Source organism: Kitasatospora sp. NEAU-69 (genome assembly GCF_057158765.1).
In genome coordinates, this window is sequence record NZ_JBWXUE010000002.1 from 414,180 (window position 1) to 428,525 (window position 14,346).

Consider the following 14,346-nt stretch of genomic DNA (forward strand, 5'->3'; position numbering starts at 1 on the left):
TGGTGGTCGGTCAGGAGGCGGCCGGCCGGGAGATCAGCTGCTCGATCACCCGGGCCACGCCGTCGTCGGTGTTGTTGACGGTGTGCTGCGCGACCGCCGCGAGTACCTCGGGGTGCGCGTTGGCGACCGCGTAGGAGGTGCCGGCCCAGGCCAGCATCTCCAGGTCGTTCGGCATGTCGCCGAAGGCCACCACCTCGGTCCGGTCGATGCCCTGCTCGGCGCACCAGCGGGCCAGCGTGCTGGCCTTGGTGACGCCGCGGGCGCTGATCTCCAGCAGCGCGATCGGGCTGGACCGGGTGGCCTCGGCGAGGTCGCCGATGGCCGCCCTGGCCTCGCGCAGGAACGCGTCCGGGTCCAGCTCCGGGTGCTTCGCGAGGATCTTGTAGCTGACGGCCGCGCCGCTGCCGGCGCGGTGGTCCGCGAGCAGCTCCTCGGCGGGCGCGACTTCGTGCGCCTCGTCGTCGCCCCACATCCGGACCTCGTACTCGGGCTCGCGGGCGAAGCCCTCCGGGTACTCGAAGGCGAACGCCGTTCCGGGCAGCCGCTCGCGCAGCCGGGCCACCACGGCGCGGGCGTCCGGGACGGTCAGCGGGAAGCTCTCCAGCAGGCGGCCGCCGTGCACGTCGACGATCGCGCCGCCGTTCGAGCAGATCGCCACGCCGTGGCCGCCGATGTGGCCGCTCAGCTTCGTCATCCAGCGCGGCGGGCGCCCGGTGACGAAGACCACCTGGATGCCGGCCGTCTCGGCGGCGGCCAGTGCGGCGGCCGTGCGGGGCGAGACGGTGCCGTTGTCGCAGAGCAGCGTGCCGTCGAGGTCGGTTGCGATCAGTCGGATGCGCGGAGTCGGCGGGTTCACCGGACCATCCTCGCAGGGCCACACGGCGCTGCGGGTTGCCGGGTGCGCGGCGCTCCCGACCGTTGCGGAGAAGGCATGACGGCGCACGGTCAACCCCCGTGTGACCGTGCGCCGTCCGACTGCCTGCCGTCTATTTTGTTGGACGGCACGCGGTTGAACATACGCCGAACCCTCCCCGGGCTGTCAACCGCAATAGCCGGTCGAGACCGGCTCCGAGACGGGCTGGTCGAGAGCGGGGGCCGGACTTGAGGCTGCCTTGAGGAAATGGCAGGTTCATCGGATGAAGTCACCGCTTCCGCCCGATAGAACGTCTAATTCAGTGGATACTGGGCTTTGAGCGCAGATTTCCGAGCCCGCCGCGGGACCCCGCGGCGTCCACCGCGGAGAAGGAGTGGCGATGCCGACCGGTGAGTCGAGCCCTGTGCGGCCGCGCACCATCGCCGAGAAGCTGGAGCACCTCTTCCAGGAGATCCACCCGGCCGGACGCGGCCCGTTCAGCTACCACGAGGTGGCGCAGGCGATCCGGGAGCAGGCCGGCCCGGACGGCCCGACCGTCTCGCACGGCACCCTGCAGCAGATCCGCACCGGTGCCAAGACCAACCCGACGGTGAAGACGCTGGAGGCGATCGCGGCCTTCTTCGGCGTGCCGGCCGCGTACTTCCTGGACGACACGGTGGCCGAGCGGGTCGATGCCCGGGTGCGCGAGCTCAAGGCGGGCGCGGTGGTGGCCGGTCCGGGCGTCCCGAAGCCGACCGCGGGGGTGCCGTCGGCCACCGGTGGGGCCGGTGGGGCCAGTGGGGCTGCCGGTGGGGCCGGCGGGGCCGGTGCGGCTGCCGGCGCGGACGAACTGGCGGACATGCTGGCCGACCGCAACGTGCGCGCGGTGGCCTTCCGGCTGGCCGGGCTCTCCCCGCGCGCGCTGAAGGGCCTGCGGGCGATCGTCGACCAGGTCCGCGAGGTCGAGGGCCTGCCGGAGGTCGGGCGGGTCCGGCCCGGGCGTCACCGAACGTGACGTGAAGGAGACCGTACGCGGAAGACACTGCACCTGCACGCCACCGCACGTGACCACCGCTCGACCGAGCGTTTAAGCTACTGGCTCGATCGACCGGTGGTCGGAACCGGTCGGGACCGGTTGGCAGTGGGCACAGCGTGTGAGCACAGCGCGAGCTCTCGACCGGCCGCAGTGAGCGCAGAGAGGGCAGGGCGGCCATGAAGTGGCGCAGACAGCCCCGCAGCCATCTCGCCGATCTGGCCGAGCGGCTGCCGGTACCGCGGCCGTTCCAGCTGGAGGAGTTCTGCGCGGCCGTCGCCCGTGGCCGCGGCCGCCCACTGCGCCTGGTGCCGCTGGAGAACGCCGCCGGGGCCGACCTGCCGTGCGGACTCTGGGTCGGCCTGGACACCGAGGACCTGGTCTTCTACGAGGCCGGCGCGGCCCCGATCCTCAAGACCCAGATCGTCCTGCACGAGATCGCGCACATGCTGCTGGACCACCTGGCGCCGGACGGTGCGACCCCCGCCGAACGCAACGCGCTCGCCGAGCGCGCGGCCGCGGCCGCCGCGGCCGAGGCGCAGCAGCGGGCCGCCGACGAAGAGCTCGGCCTGGCCACCGACCGGGTGCTCGCGCTGCTGGCCCGCAACGGCTACAGCAGCAGCCAGGAGTCCGACGCAGAATCCCTCGCCACCCTGATCCTCGAACGCGCCACCCGGACCAGTGGCGCGGCCGACCCCGGCACACCGCACTCGGACCAGGTGCTGGACCGCCTCAACGACGCCCTTGGACACCCGGTACGCCGTATATGAACCTCGTGAACGTCTCCCAGAGCCTCCCCCTGAACCTCCCCCTGAACGTCTCCCTGGGCCACCCGCTGAGCCACCTGCACCCGCTCGCCGTCGCCCAGGCGGCGTCGGCCCCGGTGCCGCTGGGCCATGTGGTGGTGCTGGCGATGCTCTGGCTGGTCACCGTGTGGCGCCTGCCCGCCGCCGTCCAGAACCCGCGCCAGCGCCCGCTGTGGACGGCCTTCGCGGGCGTCACGATCCTGGTCACGCTCGGCCTGCCGGTGCTGACCGACGGGATCGACGCGGCCAGCGGCGTCCACAACCTGGTGGTGCCGCTCAAGCACATCATCGGCCTGGTCGCCTGCAACGCGCTGCTCGCCTTCGTGGCCGCGATGGCCCGCCCGGACCTCGCCCAGCGGCTGCGCCGGCCGATGCTGATCGGGCTGCTCACCGCGCAGGCCGGCCTCGCGGTGAGCTTCGCGCTGCTGCACCAGACCAGTGAGGTCGCCGACTTCTACCAGGCCTACCCCGGCTCGGTCCCGGCCGCCGCGTACGCGCTGATCGTGGCCGGCTACCTGGGTGCCGCGATGGCCGTCACCAGCTGGCTCTTCGGCACCTACGCGCGCCGGGCCGCCGCCGGCTGGCTGCGCACCGGCCTGCGGGTGCTGGCCCTCGGTACCGCGCTCGGCTTCGGCTACTCGGTGCTGCGGGTCTGCCAGGTGCTGCTCCAGCTGTTCGACCGGCCGATGTTCATGCCCGCGAGCGTGCTGTACGACCTGGAGTGGATCGCCATCGCGCTCGTCCTGCTGGGCAGCTCGATCCCGCCGATCGGCTCGGCCATCGCGGCGCTGGGGGCCTGGCGCACCGCGCGCCGACTCGGCCCGCTGTGGACCGCGCTGACCGGCGCCGTCCCCGAGGTGGTGCTGACCGCGCCGCTCGGCCGCAGCGCCCGGGTGCGGCTGCACCGCCTGGTCATCGAGATCCGGGACGCCGCACTGGTGCTCGCCTCGTACGCCGACCCCGAGCTGCGCCGCCGGGCCGCGGCCGCCGCCGAGGCCGCCGAGGCCGATCCGCAGCGCCGGGGCGTGCTGGCCGAGGCGCTCTGGCTGCGCGCCGCCTGCACCGAGCGGCTGGCCGGGCGGACCCCGGCCGAGCCGGCCGCGCCGGGCCGGGACGGCACCTTCGAGGAGCTCGACTTCGCGACCGAGACCGCCCGCCTGCTGCACCTCGCCGCCGCGTACCGCTCGCCGGCCGCCGAGGACTTCGCCCGTACCGCCGACCTCCAGGAAGCCTCGTGACCGCGCTGACCGACCCCGGGCCCGCCGCCGGCCCTGTGCCTGCCGACGACCCGGCACCTGCCGCCGAGTCGCGGTGGGCCCGGCTGGTCACCGACGGCCTGGAGCCGAAGAACTGGATCATCGCGGTCACCCTGCTCACCGGCTGGCACGCCGGCCGGCTGGCCGGCCTCGGCTGGGGCCTGGAGGCCGCGCTCTTCTCCGGCGTGATCCCGATCCTGCTGATCAAGGCCGGCGAGCGGCGCGGCCACTGGGGTGACCGGCACGTCCGCCGCCGCCAGGACCGGCTGGTGGTGATACCGCTGATCATGGTCTCGGTGCTGCTCGGCATGGCGCTGATGCTGGCCCTGCACGCCCCGTCGGAGCTGGTCGCGCTGGTCGCCGCGATGCTCGCCGCGCTCGTCGCGATCCTGGCCGTCACCACGGTCTGGAAGGTCAGCGTGCACACCGCCGTCTCGTCCGGCGCGATCGTGATGCTCGCGTTCTGCTACGGCCCGTGGCTGCTCGCGCTCTACCCGCTGGTCGCACTCGTCGGCTGGTCCCGGATCGCGCTGCGCGACCACACGCCCGCCCAGGTGCTGGTCGGCAGCGTGCTCGGCGCCGCCGTCGCCACCCCGGTCTTCCTCGCGCTGCGCTGACTCTCGCTGCGCTGACCACCGCGTCGGCCGCCCGCCGCTGCTCCTGCCGCAGGCGGACGGCCGACGCCCCTCATCTCCTCAGCGCCTCGACTCCTCAGCCCCTCATCTGGTCAGCGCGTCGCGATCGCCGGGTCGCTGGTGCTCGGCTGCCCGGTCTCGACGTGCCCGCAGAGCCGGCGCAGGAACGCCGGGTCCTGGTCGCCGGTCACCGACAGGTCGTACCAGCCGTTGCTGTGCCCCGGGTCCGCCGTGTGGACCAGCTGTGCCCCCGGCCGCAGCTGGTAGGTGGCCGGGCGCTCGTGGCCGTAGCCGTCGGTCACGGTGAGCTTGACCGTCGTGGCACCGTTGTTGCTGAGCTCCAGCCGCACGTGGCCGGTGCCGCCGTCATGGCGTGCCGTCAGCTCGGCGCCCGCGCCGGCCCGGCCCCGGAACAGCCGCTGGAACCCGTTCGGCCCGTGCACGGTGAAGTCGTAGTCGCCGGTCAGGCTCCAGCTCGCGGTGAGCTGCCGCCCGGCCTCGACGGTGTACGTCCACGGCCCGTCCGGCCGGCTCGCCGAGGTCACCAGGAAGTGCGCGCCGGCCTTGCCGTGGTTCGCGAAGTCGATCCGCAGGCTGCCGTCGTCACCGGTGCGGCCGTCGGCGGCCAGGTCGTACGGGAGCGGGCGGGCCGGGCGCAGGCCGGGCTCCTGCCGGGGCAGCTGCGGGTTCGACGGCGGCGCCGGCGCGTAGCTCTGGTGCCGGTCGTGGTCCGGCGGCAGGTAGCCGCTGGTGTCGGGCAGCGTCGGCACGCCGCCGTCCTGGCAGCCGAAGTCGAAGGCTGCCGTCAGGTCGCCGCTGACGGTCCGGCGCCACGGCGAGATGTTCGGCTCGTGCACACCGAAGCGGCGCTCGATGAACTGGATGATCGAGGTGTGGTCGAAGGTCTGCGAGCAGACCGCACCGCCGGTGCTCCACGGCGAGACGACGAACATCGGCACCCGCTGGCCCAGGCCGTACGCGCCCGCGCTGAACGGGGCGCCGGCCGCCGGGGTGTAGAGCTCGCCGGTGGTGGCGACGGTGGACTGCCCCTGCTCCGCCGAGGCCGGCGGGAACGGCGGCACCAGGTGGTCGAAGAAGCCGTCGTTCTCGTCGTAGGTCACGAGCAGCGCCGTCCGGCTCCACACCTCGGGGTTCGAGGTGAGCGCGTCCAGCACCTGTGAGACGTACCAGGCACCGTAGTTGGCCGGCCAGTTCGGGTGCTCGGTGAACGCCTCCGGGGCGACGATCCAGGAGACCTGCGGCAGTGTGCCGGCCTTGACGTCGGCCTTCAGCCGGTCGAAGTAGCCGTCGCCGGCCTTGACGTCGGTGCCGGCGCGGGCCTTGTCGTAGAGCGGGTCGCCCGGCTGCGCGTTGCGGTACTGGTTGAAGTAGAGCAGCGAGTTGTCGCCGTAGTTGCCGCGGTAGGCGTCCTGCAGCCAGCCCCAGCCGCCGGCCGCGTTCAGCCCGTCGCCGATGTCCTGGTAGATCTTCCAGGAGACGCCGGCCTGCTCCAGCCGCTCCGGGTAGGTGGTCCAGGAGTAGCCGGCCTCGGCGTTGCTGATCACCGGGCCGCCGCCCTTGCCGTCGTTGCCGACGTAACCGGTCCACATGTAGTACCGGTTCGGGTCGGTCGGGCCGACCAGCGAGCAGTGGTACGCGTCGCAGATCGTGAACGCGTCGGCCAGCGCGTAGTGGAACGGGATGTCGTCGCGGGTCAGGTACGCCATCGTGGTCGCCGTCTTGGCCGGTACCCACTGGTCGTAGCGCCCCTGGTTGCGCGCCTGGTGCCCGCTGTTCCAGTCGTGCGCCAGATCCTCCAGGAACTGCAGCCCGAGGTTCTGCGCGCCCGGGTGGAACGGCAGCACGTCCCTCGTCCCGTCCGACTGGTACCAGACCGGCTTGCCGCTCGGCAGCGTCACCGGCCGCGGGTCCCCGAAGCCGCGGACACCGCGCAGGGTGCCGAAGTAGTGATCGAAGGAACGGTTCTCCTGCATCAGCACGACGATGTGCTCGACGTCCCGCAGGCTCCCGGTCCGGCGGTGCGCCGGAATCGCCGCAGCCCTGGCGATGCTGGTCGAGAGCGCGGACAGCGCGGCGGTACCGCCTGCCAGCTGGATGAAACGACGACGGTCGATGGCGCTCATGGCAGTCCTGTCTCCTGGGGGATCGGGGCGCGGCGCGACGGGCGGGTCCATGTCATGACCCCAGCGAGAACCTACGACAGAACGCAGCCCAATCGTCGGCGAAATCTCCGACAACACCTCAGCAGGCCCCTCCCGGACCGCTCCCAGAGCTCTCCGCGGCGCACCCTGCTCCCGCAGTCACCTGGCTCGCGAGGATCGCCACCCGTACCTCACGTGCAGCCTCGTCCGGCTCGTCCCCGGGCTCCCTTAGGGTCGGAGACATGCGTCTGAGCACAGTGATTCTCCCCATCCACCGGTGGAACGACGGCCAGAAGATCTGGCGGCGGGCCGAGGAGCTCGGGTTCCACTCCGCCTACACCTACGACCACCTCTCCTGGCGGTCCTTCCGCGACGAGCCCTGGTTCGGTGCGGTTCCGACCCTCACCGCCGCCGCGACCGCGACCGAGCGGATCCGGCTCGGCACGCTGGTGACCTCGCCGAACTTCCGGCACCCGGTGACCCTGGCCAAGGAGCTGGTGAGCCTGGACGACATCTCGGGTGGGCGGCTGACGGTCGGGATCGGGGCCGGTGGGACGGGCTTCGACGCGACGGCGATGGGGCAGGAGGCGTGGTCGCCGAAGGAGCGGGCGGACCGGTTCGGCGAGTTCCTGCCGCTGCTGGACAAGCTGCTGACGCAGGACTCGACCACCGACGAGGGCCGCTTCTACTCGGCCGTCGAGGCGCGCAACATCCCCGGCTGCGTGCAGCGGCCGCGGCTGCCGTTCTACGTCGCGGCGACCGGGCCGCGCGGGCTGCGGCTGGCGGCGGAGTTCGGGCAGGGCTGGGTGACGTACGGCGACCCGCGCGGTCCGGCCGACGTGCCGGTCGAGCAGGCGCCGGCGGTGATCGCGGCGCAGCTCGCGAAGCTGACGGCGGCCTGCGAGGCGCAGGGGCGGGACGTGGCGGAGCTGGAGAAGGTGCTGCTCCAGGGGTCCACGGCGGAGAAGCCGCTGGCCTCGCTGGACGCGTTCGTCGACTGGGCCGGGCGGTACCAGGAGCTGGGCATCACCGAGCTGGTCATCCACTGGCCGGTGCCGGACTCGATCTTCGAGAACGACCTGGCCGTCTTCGAGCGGATCGCCACCGAGGGGCTCGCGCAGCTGCGGTGATGCCGGTGGGGTGATGTCGGTGCGGTTGTCGGTGCGGGTGACCGGCGTGACGGTGGGTCGGGTGGGCGGTTGTCCTGTCCCTGATCAGTGCTGATGCACCGTTATGCCGTCACCCGCCGGGGTCGGCCGGTTGCGGTTCGGTCACGACGTGCCCGATTGGTCGAGTAATGGGGGAGTGGGGTGGATTGCGGCGTTGTTGGGGCGGCCGGGGATCTCTCATACTTCCAGCTGACTGACACTGCGGCCGGATCGAGGCGGCGGCCGGTCGGCTCTGCCGCGGCCGCGCGGCACTCCACTCTTCACTCTCTGGGGGAGTCCCTTGTCCGCATCCGACCCCGATCCGGTACCCGTGCCTGAGCCAGGTCCGGCCCCCGAGCCAGGATCGGCCCCCGAGGCGGGAGCGGGCCCCGCGCCCGTGTTCCCGGCAGCACCGACGCCGACGCAGGCGCCTATGCCGATGCCGATGCCGATGCCGGCGATGGCGTTCGAGGCTGAGCTGCCGTCAGCGCGCCGCAAGCCCCGCGCCGTCACGGTCGTGCTCGCGACGCTCGGCCTGCTCGCCGTCACCGCCGCCAGCGCCACCGTCACCGTCGCGGTCGGCAAGCCGGACCACCGGCGGACCGCCGTCGCCGCGGCCGTCGCCACGCCGAGCGCGGTGCCGAGCCCGAGCGCGAGCCCGACTCCCGTGCCGGTCCCCAGCCTCAGCCTCGCCCCGGCCCCCAGCAGCACGCTGCACGGCACGGTCAGCGGCGGCGCCCACGGCGGTGACCTGCGCTTCTTCCTGCTGCCGGTGCCCGACGGCGGCGAGCCGTACGGCTCCGCGGACGGCGAACAGCTGACCATGGACGACCTGGCCAAGGAGTACGACAAGGCCACCGACATCAAGAGCGTGCTGGCCACGTACACCTACCAGGAGGCGGTCTCCCGGCAGTACCGCACCGCCGACGGTCAGATGGAGGTGACGTCCCGGCTGATGCGCTTCTCCAGCCAGGACGACGCCCAGGCGTTCGCGAAGGCCGCCACCTTCGACAAGGGCGACCAGGTGGACATCGACGGTGACGGCAACGCCAAGGGCTACATCTTCAAGCCCGACCAGCAGGCGTACACCGGCGAGATGGTCGGTGTCTCCTACTCCGGCGACGTCGAGTACGAGGTGACCATCGACGCGAAGGGCGACCCGGACAAGGCGCAGCTGGTGGACGCGATGAAGCGTCAGCGCGATCGGCTGGCCAGCGGTGGCTGAGCCCGCGGACGTCAGCGGTCCGCCCCCGACCTCCCCTCCCCCTGTGCTGGAGACCTCCGTGAGCACCGAATCCCCCGAGCCGGCCGCTGCCGCCGTGCCGGCCGAGCCCGTAGGTGCGTTCGCGGCGCCCGACGGCCCGTTCGCCGCGCCCGCGCCCGTGCCCGCTGCCGATCCGTTCGCCCAGTTCCAGGCCCAGTTCGAGCCCGGGACACAGCCCGGGACCCAGCCCGAGGCGCAGCCGCGTCCCCGTCGGCGTGGCCGGACCGCGATGCTGCTGGTCGCCGCGCTGCTGCTCGGGCCGCTGGCCGGTGGCGGCGTCGGGTACGCGATCCAGGCGAACCGTCCGCCCACGCCGCTGCCGCCGATCGAGCAGGTCGCGCTGCCGCAGTACCCGGCCGGTGCGCTCGACCCCGCGGCCGCCGCGGCGGCGGCCCCCAAGCCGCTCGCCATCGACGGCGACCTGCGCAAGCTGCTCCTCCCGAAGCCGGCCGACGCCGACGACTGGGACAACTTCGGCCTCGGCAACTCGGGCGACTGGGAGTCGGCCGGGGACATGGCCCGGTCCCGCCTCGAAGCCGCCACCCTCTTCCCCAGCCTGATCAACGCCGGCCTGCGCCGCATCGCGCTCGTCTCCTGGCAGAAGGGCGACGTCAAGTACCGGATCCAGCTGATCCAGTACTTCTCGGACCAGGCCCGCTCGGCCTACGAGTCGGTGGACCAGATGCGCGGCACCGACACCACCGCCTTCACCGACGGGATGGACGGCGCCTACGACGCGCCCGCCGAGCAGCGGACGTACGCCGAGACCACCGACAAGTACTACTTCGGTGAGGCCAAGACCCGGCGCGGCGATGTCGTGGTGAGCGTGGAGGTCTACTCCGCTTCGCATCCGGTGAACGCGGACGAGGTCCGGGACCTCGCAAAGCAGCAGTGGGAGCGGCTGGCATGAGCGACGTCGAGAACACCCCGGCGGAGTCCGGCTCCGCCCCCGCCACCCCCGCCGAGCCCGGTCACGCCGAGCCCGGTCACGCCCCGGCCGAGTCGGGGTCGGGTTTCGGCCCGGCGGCGCCCGGCTACGCGCCGGTGCCGCCCGGCTTCGAGCCGGTCCCGTCCGTTCCCCGGGGCAGCGGCCGCACCGCGTTGCGCGCCACCGCGGCGGTGCTCGTCGCCGCGCTGGTCGGCGTGGGCATCGGGGTCGGGATCATCAAGGCCAAGTACGACGACGCGCCTGTGACCGCGGCTCCGGCCGTCACGGCCGTGCCGTCCGCCGCTCCGTCGGCCACGTCGGTTCCGTACGGCGCCTCGTCGAACGGCACGCACTTCGGTTCGCTGCGCGACCTGCTGCTCCCGGTGCCGGCCAGCTACGAGCTCGGCCCGGACGACGGGCTCGACGGCAACGACACCGAGCTGACGGCCGACCAGCTGCTGGCCGACGCGAACGACCAGGTCAAGGACCTGCCCAAGGACCAGCAGGACAAGGTCAAGGACCAGCTCAAGGCGATCGGGGTCAAGGGCGCCGGCGTCCGCAGCTACCGCTCCGAGGACGGCAAGCTCACCGTGATGCTGCGCCTGGAGCAGTTCAACCAGAAGGCGGTGCAGGCGCAGAACGCCTTCAACGGCGCGCTGGGCACCGACTCCGGCCTGTTCCGCCAGGGCCCCGCCGTCCCGGACTACCCGGACGCGAGCTGCTTCCTGCCGCCGACCCAGCCGAGCGACCCGATCGACGAGCTGCTCTGCACGGGCGCGGTCGGCGACCTCCTGGTCACCATGCACGTCGAGGGCGTCGCGCCGCTGCCGAAGAGCGAGGCCGTGTCCATCTTCCGTCAGCAGCTGCTGCGGCTGGCCCTTCCCGGAGCTTCCGTATGACCAAGAACTCTGACCCGACCGAGCCGGAGCAGCCCACCGAGCCGGTGCTGCCCGCCGAGCCCGCCGGGACGGCTGCCGAGTCGGCCGAGCCCGCCGACGCCCCGGCTGACGTGCCTGCAGCTCCGGCTCAGGCTCCGGCCGAGCCTGCCGGGACCGTCCAGCTCACCAAGGTCCCCGAGCCCGCGCCCGAGCAGACCCCCGCTCCGGCTCCTGCGCCCGCCCCCGCCCCCGCCCCCGCCCCCGTGGTAACGGCAGTTCCGGTGCACCCGGTTCCCCTGGTCGCCGGTCCGCAGCAGCCGTACAACCCGTGGGTCGTCCCGGGCAGCGTCCCCGGCATGCCGGTCGATGGCCGGCCCCCGCGTCGCAAGCCCGCGCTGGCCACCGTGCTGCGGTGGGGTGCGGCCGTGGTGCTGCTCGCTGCCACCGGTACCGCCGCCGCGGTCGCCGTCACCACCCCCGAGCGCACGAAGATCCCCGGTCTGGCCACGCCCAACGACGGCCGCTACTCCTTCGCCCCGCTGGCGCTGCCGCAGCTCCCGGCGGGCAAGCCGGTCCCGAGCGACAAGGCCGCAGGCGGTCGCCACTACGCCGACCTGCGTCAGCTCGTCCTGCAGGCCCCGAAGGGCGCCGTCCTCAGCCCGATCGCCGCCTCCACGGCGACGTCCGCCGCCGCCTCGACGTCCGCGTCTGCGTCTGCGTCCGCTTCCGCGAGCGCCTCAGCTGCTGCCTCCGCCTCGGCCTCCGGGTCCGGCTCGGCCTCCTCGCCGAGCGCCCCGCTCCCGGCCACGGCGGCCGACTGCGCGGACTACGCCAAGCTCGACACCCCCTCGGTGTCCCTGGCCACCCGGCTCACGGTCAACGCCTGCCGGTCCGCCGCCACCCGGGTCTGGACGGCGGCCGACGGCACCCGGACCGAGATCTGGCTGCTCCGCTTCGGCTCCTCGGACGAGGGCAGCCGCTTCTACGGGGACATGACGGCGAACGGTGAGCTCGTCGCCGTCCCGGCGGCGGAGACCACTCCGGACGACTTCACGCTCTCGCACTACGCGCAGTTCTACGCCCGCGGCACCTCGCAGCGGGCGGCGGGCAACCAGCAGCCGGTCGGCAAGGTCGCGTACCTGGACGAGGGCGACACCGTGGTCACCGTCCTGATGACCAACCCGAACGGCGTGCCCGACCAGGCGTTCCGCCAGGTCGTGACCCTCCAGTCGGATCTGCTCGGCTGACCTGCTCTGTCGGCCTGTTCGGCCGACCTGACGACGGCGCGGAACGTCCCCACAGGACCCCTGTCCCCTAGGGGAGTTCCGCGCCGGGTCATCCCTGAGGAGGAGAAAGGCCTGGCCCGTAGTCAGCTCCGCCGGATGGTGCGCGGCCGCTAGGTTCACCGTGTGTCCACAGCACCCGTCACCACCCCGCCCGTCATCAGGACGGCCGGCCTCACCAAGCGGTTCCCGGCAGTCACCGCGCTCGACCAGCTCACCGTAGAGGTGCAGCCGGGCGTGGTGGGTCTGGTCGGGGCCAACGGTGCGGGCAAGTCCACCCTGATCAAGATCCTGCTCGGCCTCGCCCCGGCCACCTCCGGCACCGGCGAGGTGCTCGGGCTGGACGTCGCCACCCAGGGCTCGGCGATCCGCGAGCAGGTCGGCTACATGCCCGAGCACGACTGCCTGCCACCGGACGTCTCCGCGACCGAGTTCGTGGTGCACATGGCCCGGATGGCCGGACTGCCCGCGGCCGCCGCGCGAGAGCGAACGGCCGACACGCTGCGCCATGTCGGGCTCTACGAGGAGCGCTACCGCCCGATGGGCGGCTACTCCACCGGCATGAAACAGCGGGTCAAACTCGCCCAGGCACTGGTCCACGACCCGCGGCTGGTGCTGCTGGACGAGCCCACCAACGGCCTCGATCCGGTCGGCCGGGACGAGATGCTCGCGCTGATCCGCCGCGTGCACCGCGAGTTCGGCATCTCGGTGCTGGTCACCACGCACCTGCTCGGTGAGCTGGAGCGCACCTGCGACCACCTGGTGGTGATCGACGGCGGCCGGCTGCTCCGCTCCTCCTCCACCGCCTCCTTCACGACGGCCACCCGGCTGCTCGCGGTCGAGGTGACGGACCGTCCGGACGCCCCCGTGACCCCGGACGCCACGCCCCCGGCTGCGCCGTTCGACGCCGACCAGGCCGTCCGCGAGCGTCTCACCGCGGCCGGCCTGACCGTCACGACCGAGGGCTCGCGGATCCTGCTCGTCGAGCTGGCGGGCGAGTCCACCTACGACCTCATCCGCGACACCGTCGCCGAGCTCGGGCTCGGCCTGGTCCGGCTGGAGCAGCGCCACCACCGCGTCTCGGAGATCTTCACCCAGGAGGCAGCCGAATGACGCTTCCCACTGACACCCACGGGCCCCAGGACCCCCAGGACCCCGGGCGTCCCCGAGGCTCCCAGGGCCCGCGCACCGCGCCTGCGCCCGCACCCGCGCCACCGCCCGGGCCCGGCGGCGTCATCCACGACATCGGCTACCGCGGCTACCAGGGCCCCCGGCTCGGTCGCGGCTACGCCACCCGCGCGCTCTTCGTGCAGAGCCTGCGCGCGGCCTTCGGCCTCGGCCGCTCCGCCCGCTCCAAGGTGCTGCCGGCGCTGATGCTGGCCGCGATGCTGCTGCCGGCCGCCGTGATGGTCGCGTTGGTCGTCATGGAGGGCCGGACCGAGCTGTCCACCGACTACCCGCAGTACCTGGACGGCGTCGGCAGCCTCTTCATGTACATCTTCGCGGCCGCCCAGGCGCCGGTGCTGCTCTCCCGCGACCTGCGCTACTCGACCGTCCCGCTCTACTTCTCCCGCCCGATCACCCGGTCCGACTACGTGCGGGCCAAGTGCGCCGCCATGGTGGTCGCGCTGCTGATCATCACGACGCTCCCGCTGCTGGTGCTCTACCTCGGCGCGCTGCTCGGCGGCCTCGATCTCGGCCACAACTCCGTGCACCTGGGCTACGGCCTGCTCACCGCGCTGCTCTACTCCCTGGTGCTGGCCGCGATCGGCCTGCTGATCGCGGCCGGCACGCCGCGGCGCGGTTTCGGCGTGGCGGCGATCATGGGGGTGCTGGTGATCTCCGGCATCGTCGCGAACATCGCCAACGCACTGCAGGGCGGCGCGCACCAGGCCGATCCGCAGTCCGCCGGCTGGGCCTACGTGCTCTCGCCCGGTGCGGTGGTGGAGCGGTTCAGCAACCAGATCTGCGGTCTGGCCCACGAGTTCGGGCCCTACGGCACCCCGGGAGCGGCCGGTGCGGTGGTGTTCGGGCTGGAGATCCTCGTCATCGTGGCCGGTGCGTACGCACTGCTGCTGCGCCGCTACCGGAAGATCTGAG

General features: G+C 73.0%; 13 protein-coding genes. 11 read left to right on the top strand and 2 right to left on the bottom strand.

Annotated features, from left to right (window positions below; genetic code table 11):
* Positions 1–10: 10 nt before the first annotated feature.
* Complete coding sequence (locus AC060L_RS03955) at positions 11–856, bottom strand: Cof-type HAD-IIB family hydrolase (RefSeq protein WP_483796987.1); 846 nt, start codon at positions 854–856, stop codon at positions 11–13.
* Between the two features lie 397 nt (positions 857–1,253).
* On the opposite strand from AC060L_RS03955, the gene AC060L_RS03960 reads away from it, so the two are divergent.
* The 4 genes from AC060L_RS03960 to AC060L_RS03975 all read left to right on the top strand — a co-directional run bounded on the left by AC060L_RS03960 (position 1,254) and on the right by AC060L_RS03975 (position 4,565).
* Positions 1,254–1,868 (top strand): helix-turn-helix domain-containing protein, encoded by a 615-nt coding sequence (locus AC060L_RS03960; protein ID WP_483796988.1) that lies wholly within the window; start codon positions 1,254–1,256, stop codon positions 1,866–1,868.
* A 197-nt stretch (positions 1,869–2,065) separates the two neighbouring features.
* Positions 2,066–2,656 (top strand): hypothetical protein, encoded by a 591-nt coding sequence (locus AC060L_RS03965; RefSeq protein WP_483796989.1) that lies wholly within the window; start codon positions 2,066–2,068, stop codon positions 2,654–2,656.
* The gene (locus AC060L_RS03970) at positions 2,653–3,930 is read left to right on the top strand and encodes an MAB_1171c family putative transporter (protein WP_483796991.1); all 1,278 of its coding nucleotides are present in this window, start codon (positions 2,653–2,655) and stop codon (positions 3,928–3,930) included. The genes AC060L_RS03965 and AC060L_RS03970 overlap by 4 nt, the downstream gene beginning before the upstream one ends.
* The gene (locus AC060L_RS03975; RefSeq protein ID WP_483796992.1) at positions 3,927–4,565 is read left to right on the top strand and encodes a phosphatase PAP2 family protein; all 639 of its coding nucleotides are present in this window, start codon (positions 3,927–3,929) and stop codon (positions 4,563–4,565) included. Before AC060L_RS03970 ends, AC060L_RS03975 begins: the two co-directional genes overlap by 4 nt.
* 110 nt (positions 4,566–4,675) lie before the next feature.
* Here the strand turns inward: AC060L_RS03975 and AC060L_RS03980 are convergent, their stop codons facing one another.
* Complete coding sequence (locus AC060L_RS03980) at positions 4,676–6,727, bottom strand: phosphocholine-specific phospholipase C (RefSeq protein ID WP_483796994.1); 2,052 nt, start codon at positions 6,725–6,727, stop codon at positions 4,676–4,678.
* Between the two features lie 260 nt (positions 6,728–6,987).
* On the opposite strand from AC060L_RS03980, the gene AC060L_RS03985 reads away from it, so the two are divergent.
* The 7 genes from AC060L_RS03985 to AC060L_RS04015 all read left to right on the top strand — a co-directional run bounded on the left by AC060L_RS03985 (position 6,988) and on the right by AC060L_RS04015 (position 14,345).
* Positions 6,988–7,875, top strand: a complete 888-nt coding sequence (locus AC060L_RS03985) for an LLM class flavin-dependent oxidoreductase (protein ID WP_483796995.1) — start codon at positions 6,988–6,990, stop codon at positions 7,873–7,875.
* A gap of 478 nt (positions 7,876–8,353) precedes the next feature.
* Positions 8,354–9,118, top strand: coding sequence for a hypothetical protein (locus tag AC060L_RS03990; protein WP_483796996.1), 765 nt, complete (start codon positions 8,354–8,356; stop codon positions 9,116–9,118).
* A 58-nt stretch (positions 9,119–9,176) separates the two neighbouring features.
* Complete coding sequence (locus tag AC060L_RS03995) at positions 9,177–10,067, top strand: hypothetical protein (protein ID WP_483796997.1); 891 nt, start codon at positions 9,177–9,179, stop codon at positions 10,065–10,067.
* Positions 10,064–10,984: a hypothetical protein gene (locus AC060L_RS04000; protein WP_483796998.1), complete on the top strand. Its 921-nt coding sequence runs from the start codon at positions 10,064–10,066 to the stop codon at positions 10,982–10,984. The genes AC060L_RS03995 and AC060L_RS04000 overlap by 4 nt, the downstream gene beginning before the upstream one ends.
* The gene (locus AC060L_RS04005; protein ID WP_483796999.1) at positions 10,981–12,210 is read left to right on the top strand and encodes a hypothetical protein; all 1,230 of its coding nucleotides are present in this window, start codon (positions 10,981–10,983) and stop codon (positions 12,208–12,210) included. Before AC060L_RS04000 ends, AC060L_RS04005 begins: the two co-directional genes overlap by 4 nt.
* 162 nt (positions 12,211–12,372) lie before the next feature.
* Positions 12,373–13,359, top strand: a complete 987-nt coding sequence (locus AC060L_RS04010; protein ID WP_483797000.1) for an ABC transporter ATP-binding protein — start codon at positions 12,373–12,375, stop codon at positions 13,357–13,359.
* Positions 13,356–14,345: an ABC transporter permease gene (locus tag AC060L_RS04015; protein WP_483797001.1), complete on the top strand. Its 990-nt coding sequence runs from the start codon at positions 13,356–13,358 to the stop codon at positions 14,343–14,345. The genes AC060L_RS04010 and AC060L_RS04015 overlap by 4 nt, the downstream gene beginning before the upstream one ends.
* Position 14,346: the final 1 nt, after the last annotated feature.

What these genes read in the sequence shown, in the direction of transcription:
- AC060L_RS03985 (WP_483796995.1), top strand. Translation starts at nt 6,988, where the DNA reads ATGCGTCTGAGCACAGTGATTCTCCCCATCCACCGGTGGAACGACGGC.
- AC060L_RS04015 (WP_483797001.1), top strand. Translation starts at nt 13,356, where the DNA reads ATGACGCTTCCCACTGACACCCACGGGCCCCAGGACCCCCAGGACCCC.
- AC060L_RS03960 (WP_483796988.1), top strand. Translation starts at nt 1,254, where the DNA reads ATGCCGACCGGTGAGTCGAGCCCTGTGCGGCCGCGCACCATCGCCGAG.
- AC060L_RS03965 (WP_483796989.1), top strand. Translation starts at nt 2,066, where the DNA reads ATGAAGTGGCGCAGACAGCCCCGCAGCCATCTCGCCGATCTGGCCGAG.
- AC060L_RS03990 (WP_483796996.1), top strand. Translation starts at nt 8,354, where the DNA reads ATGGCGTTCGAGGCTGAGCTGCCGTCAGCGCGCCGCAAGCCCCGCGCC.
- AC060L_RS03970 (WP_483796991.1), top strand. Translation starts at nt 2,653, where the DNA reads ATGAACCTCGTGAACGTCTCCCAGAGCCTCCCCCTGAACCTCCCCCTG.
- AC060L_RS04005 (WP_483796999.1), top strand. Translation starts at nt 10,981, where the DNA reads ATGACCAAGAACTCTGACCCGACCGAGCCGGAGCAGCCCACCGAGCCG.
- AC060L_RS04000 (WP_483796998.1), top strand. Translation starts at nt 10,064, where the DNA reads ATGAGCGACGTCGAGAACACCCCGGCGGAGTCCGGCTCCGCCCCCGCC.
- AC060L_RS03980 (WP_483796994.1), bottom strand. Translation starts at nt 6,727, where the DNA reads ATGAGCGCCATCGACCGTCGTCGTTTCATCCAGCTGGCAGGCGGTACC.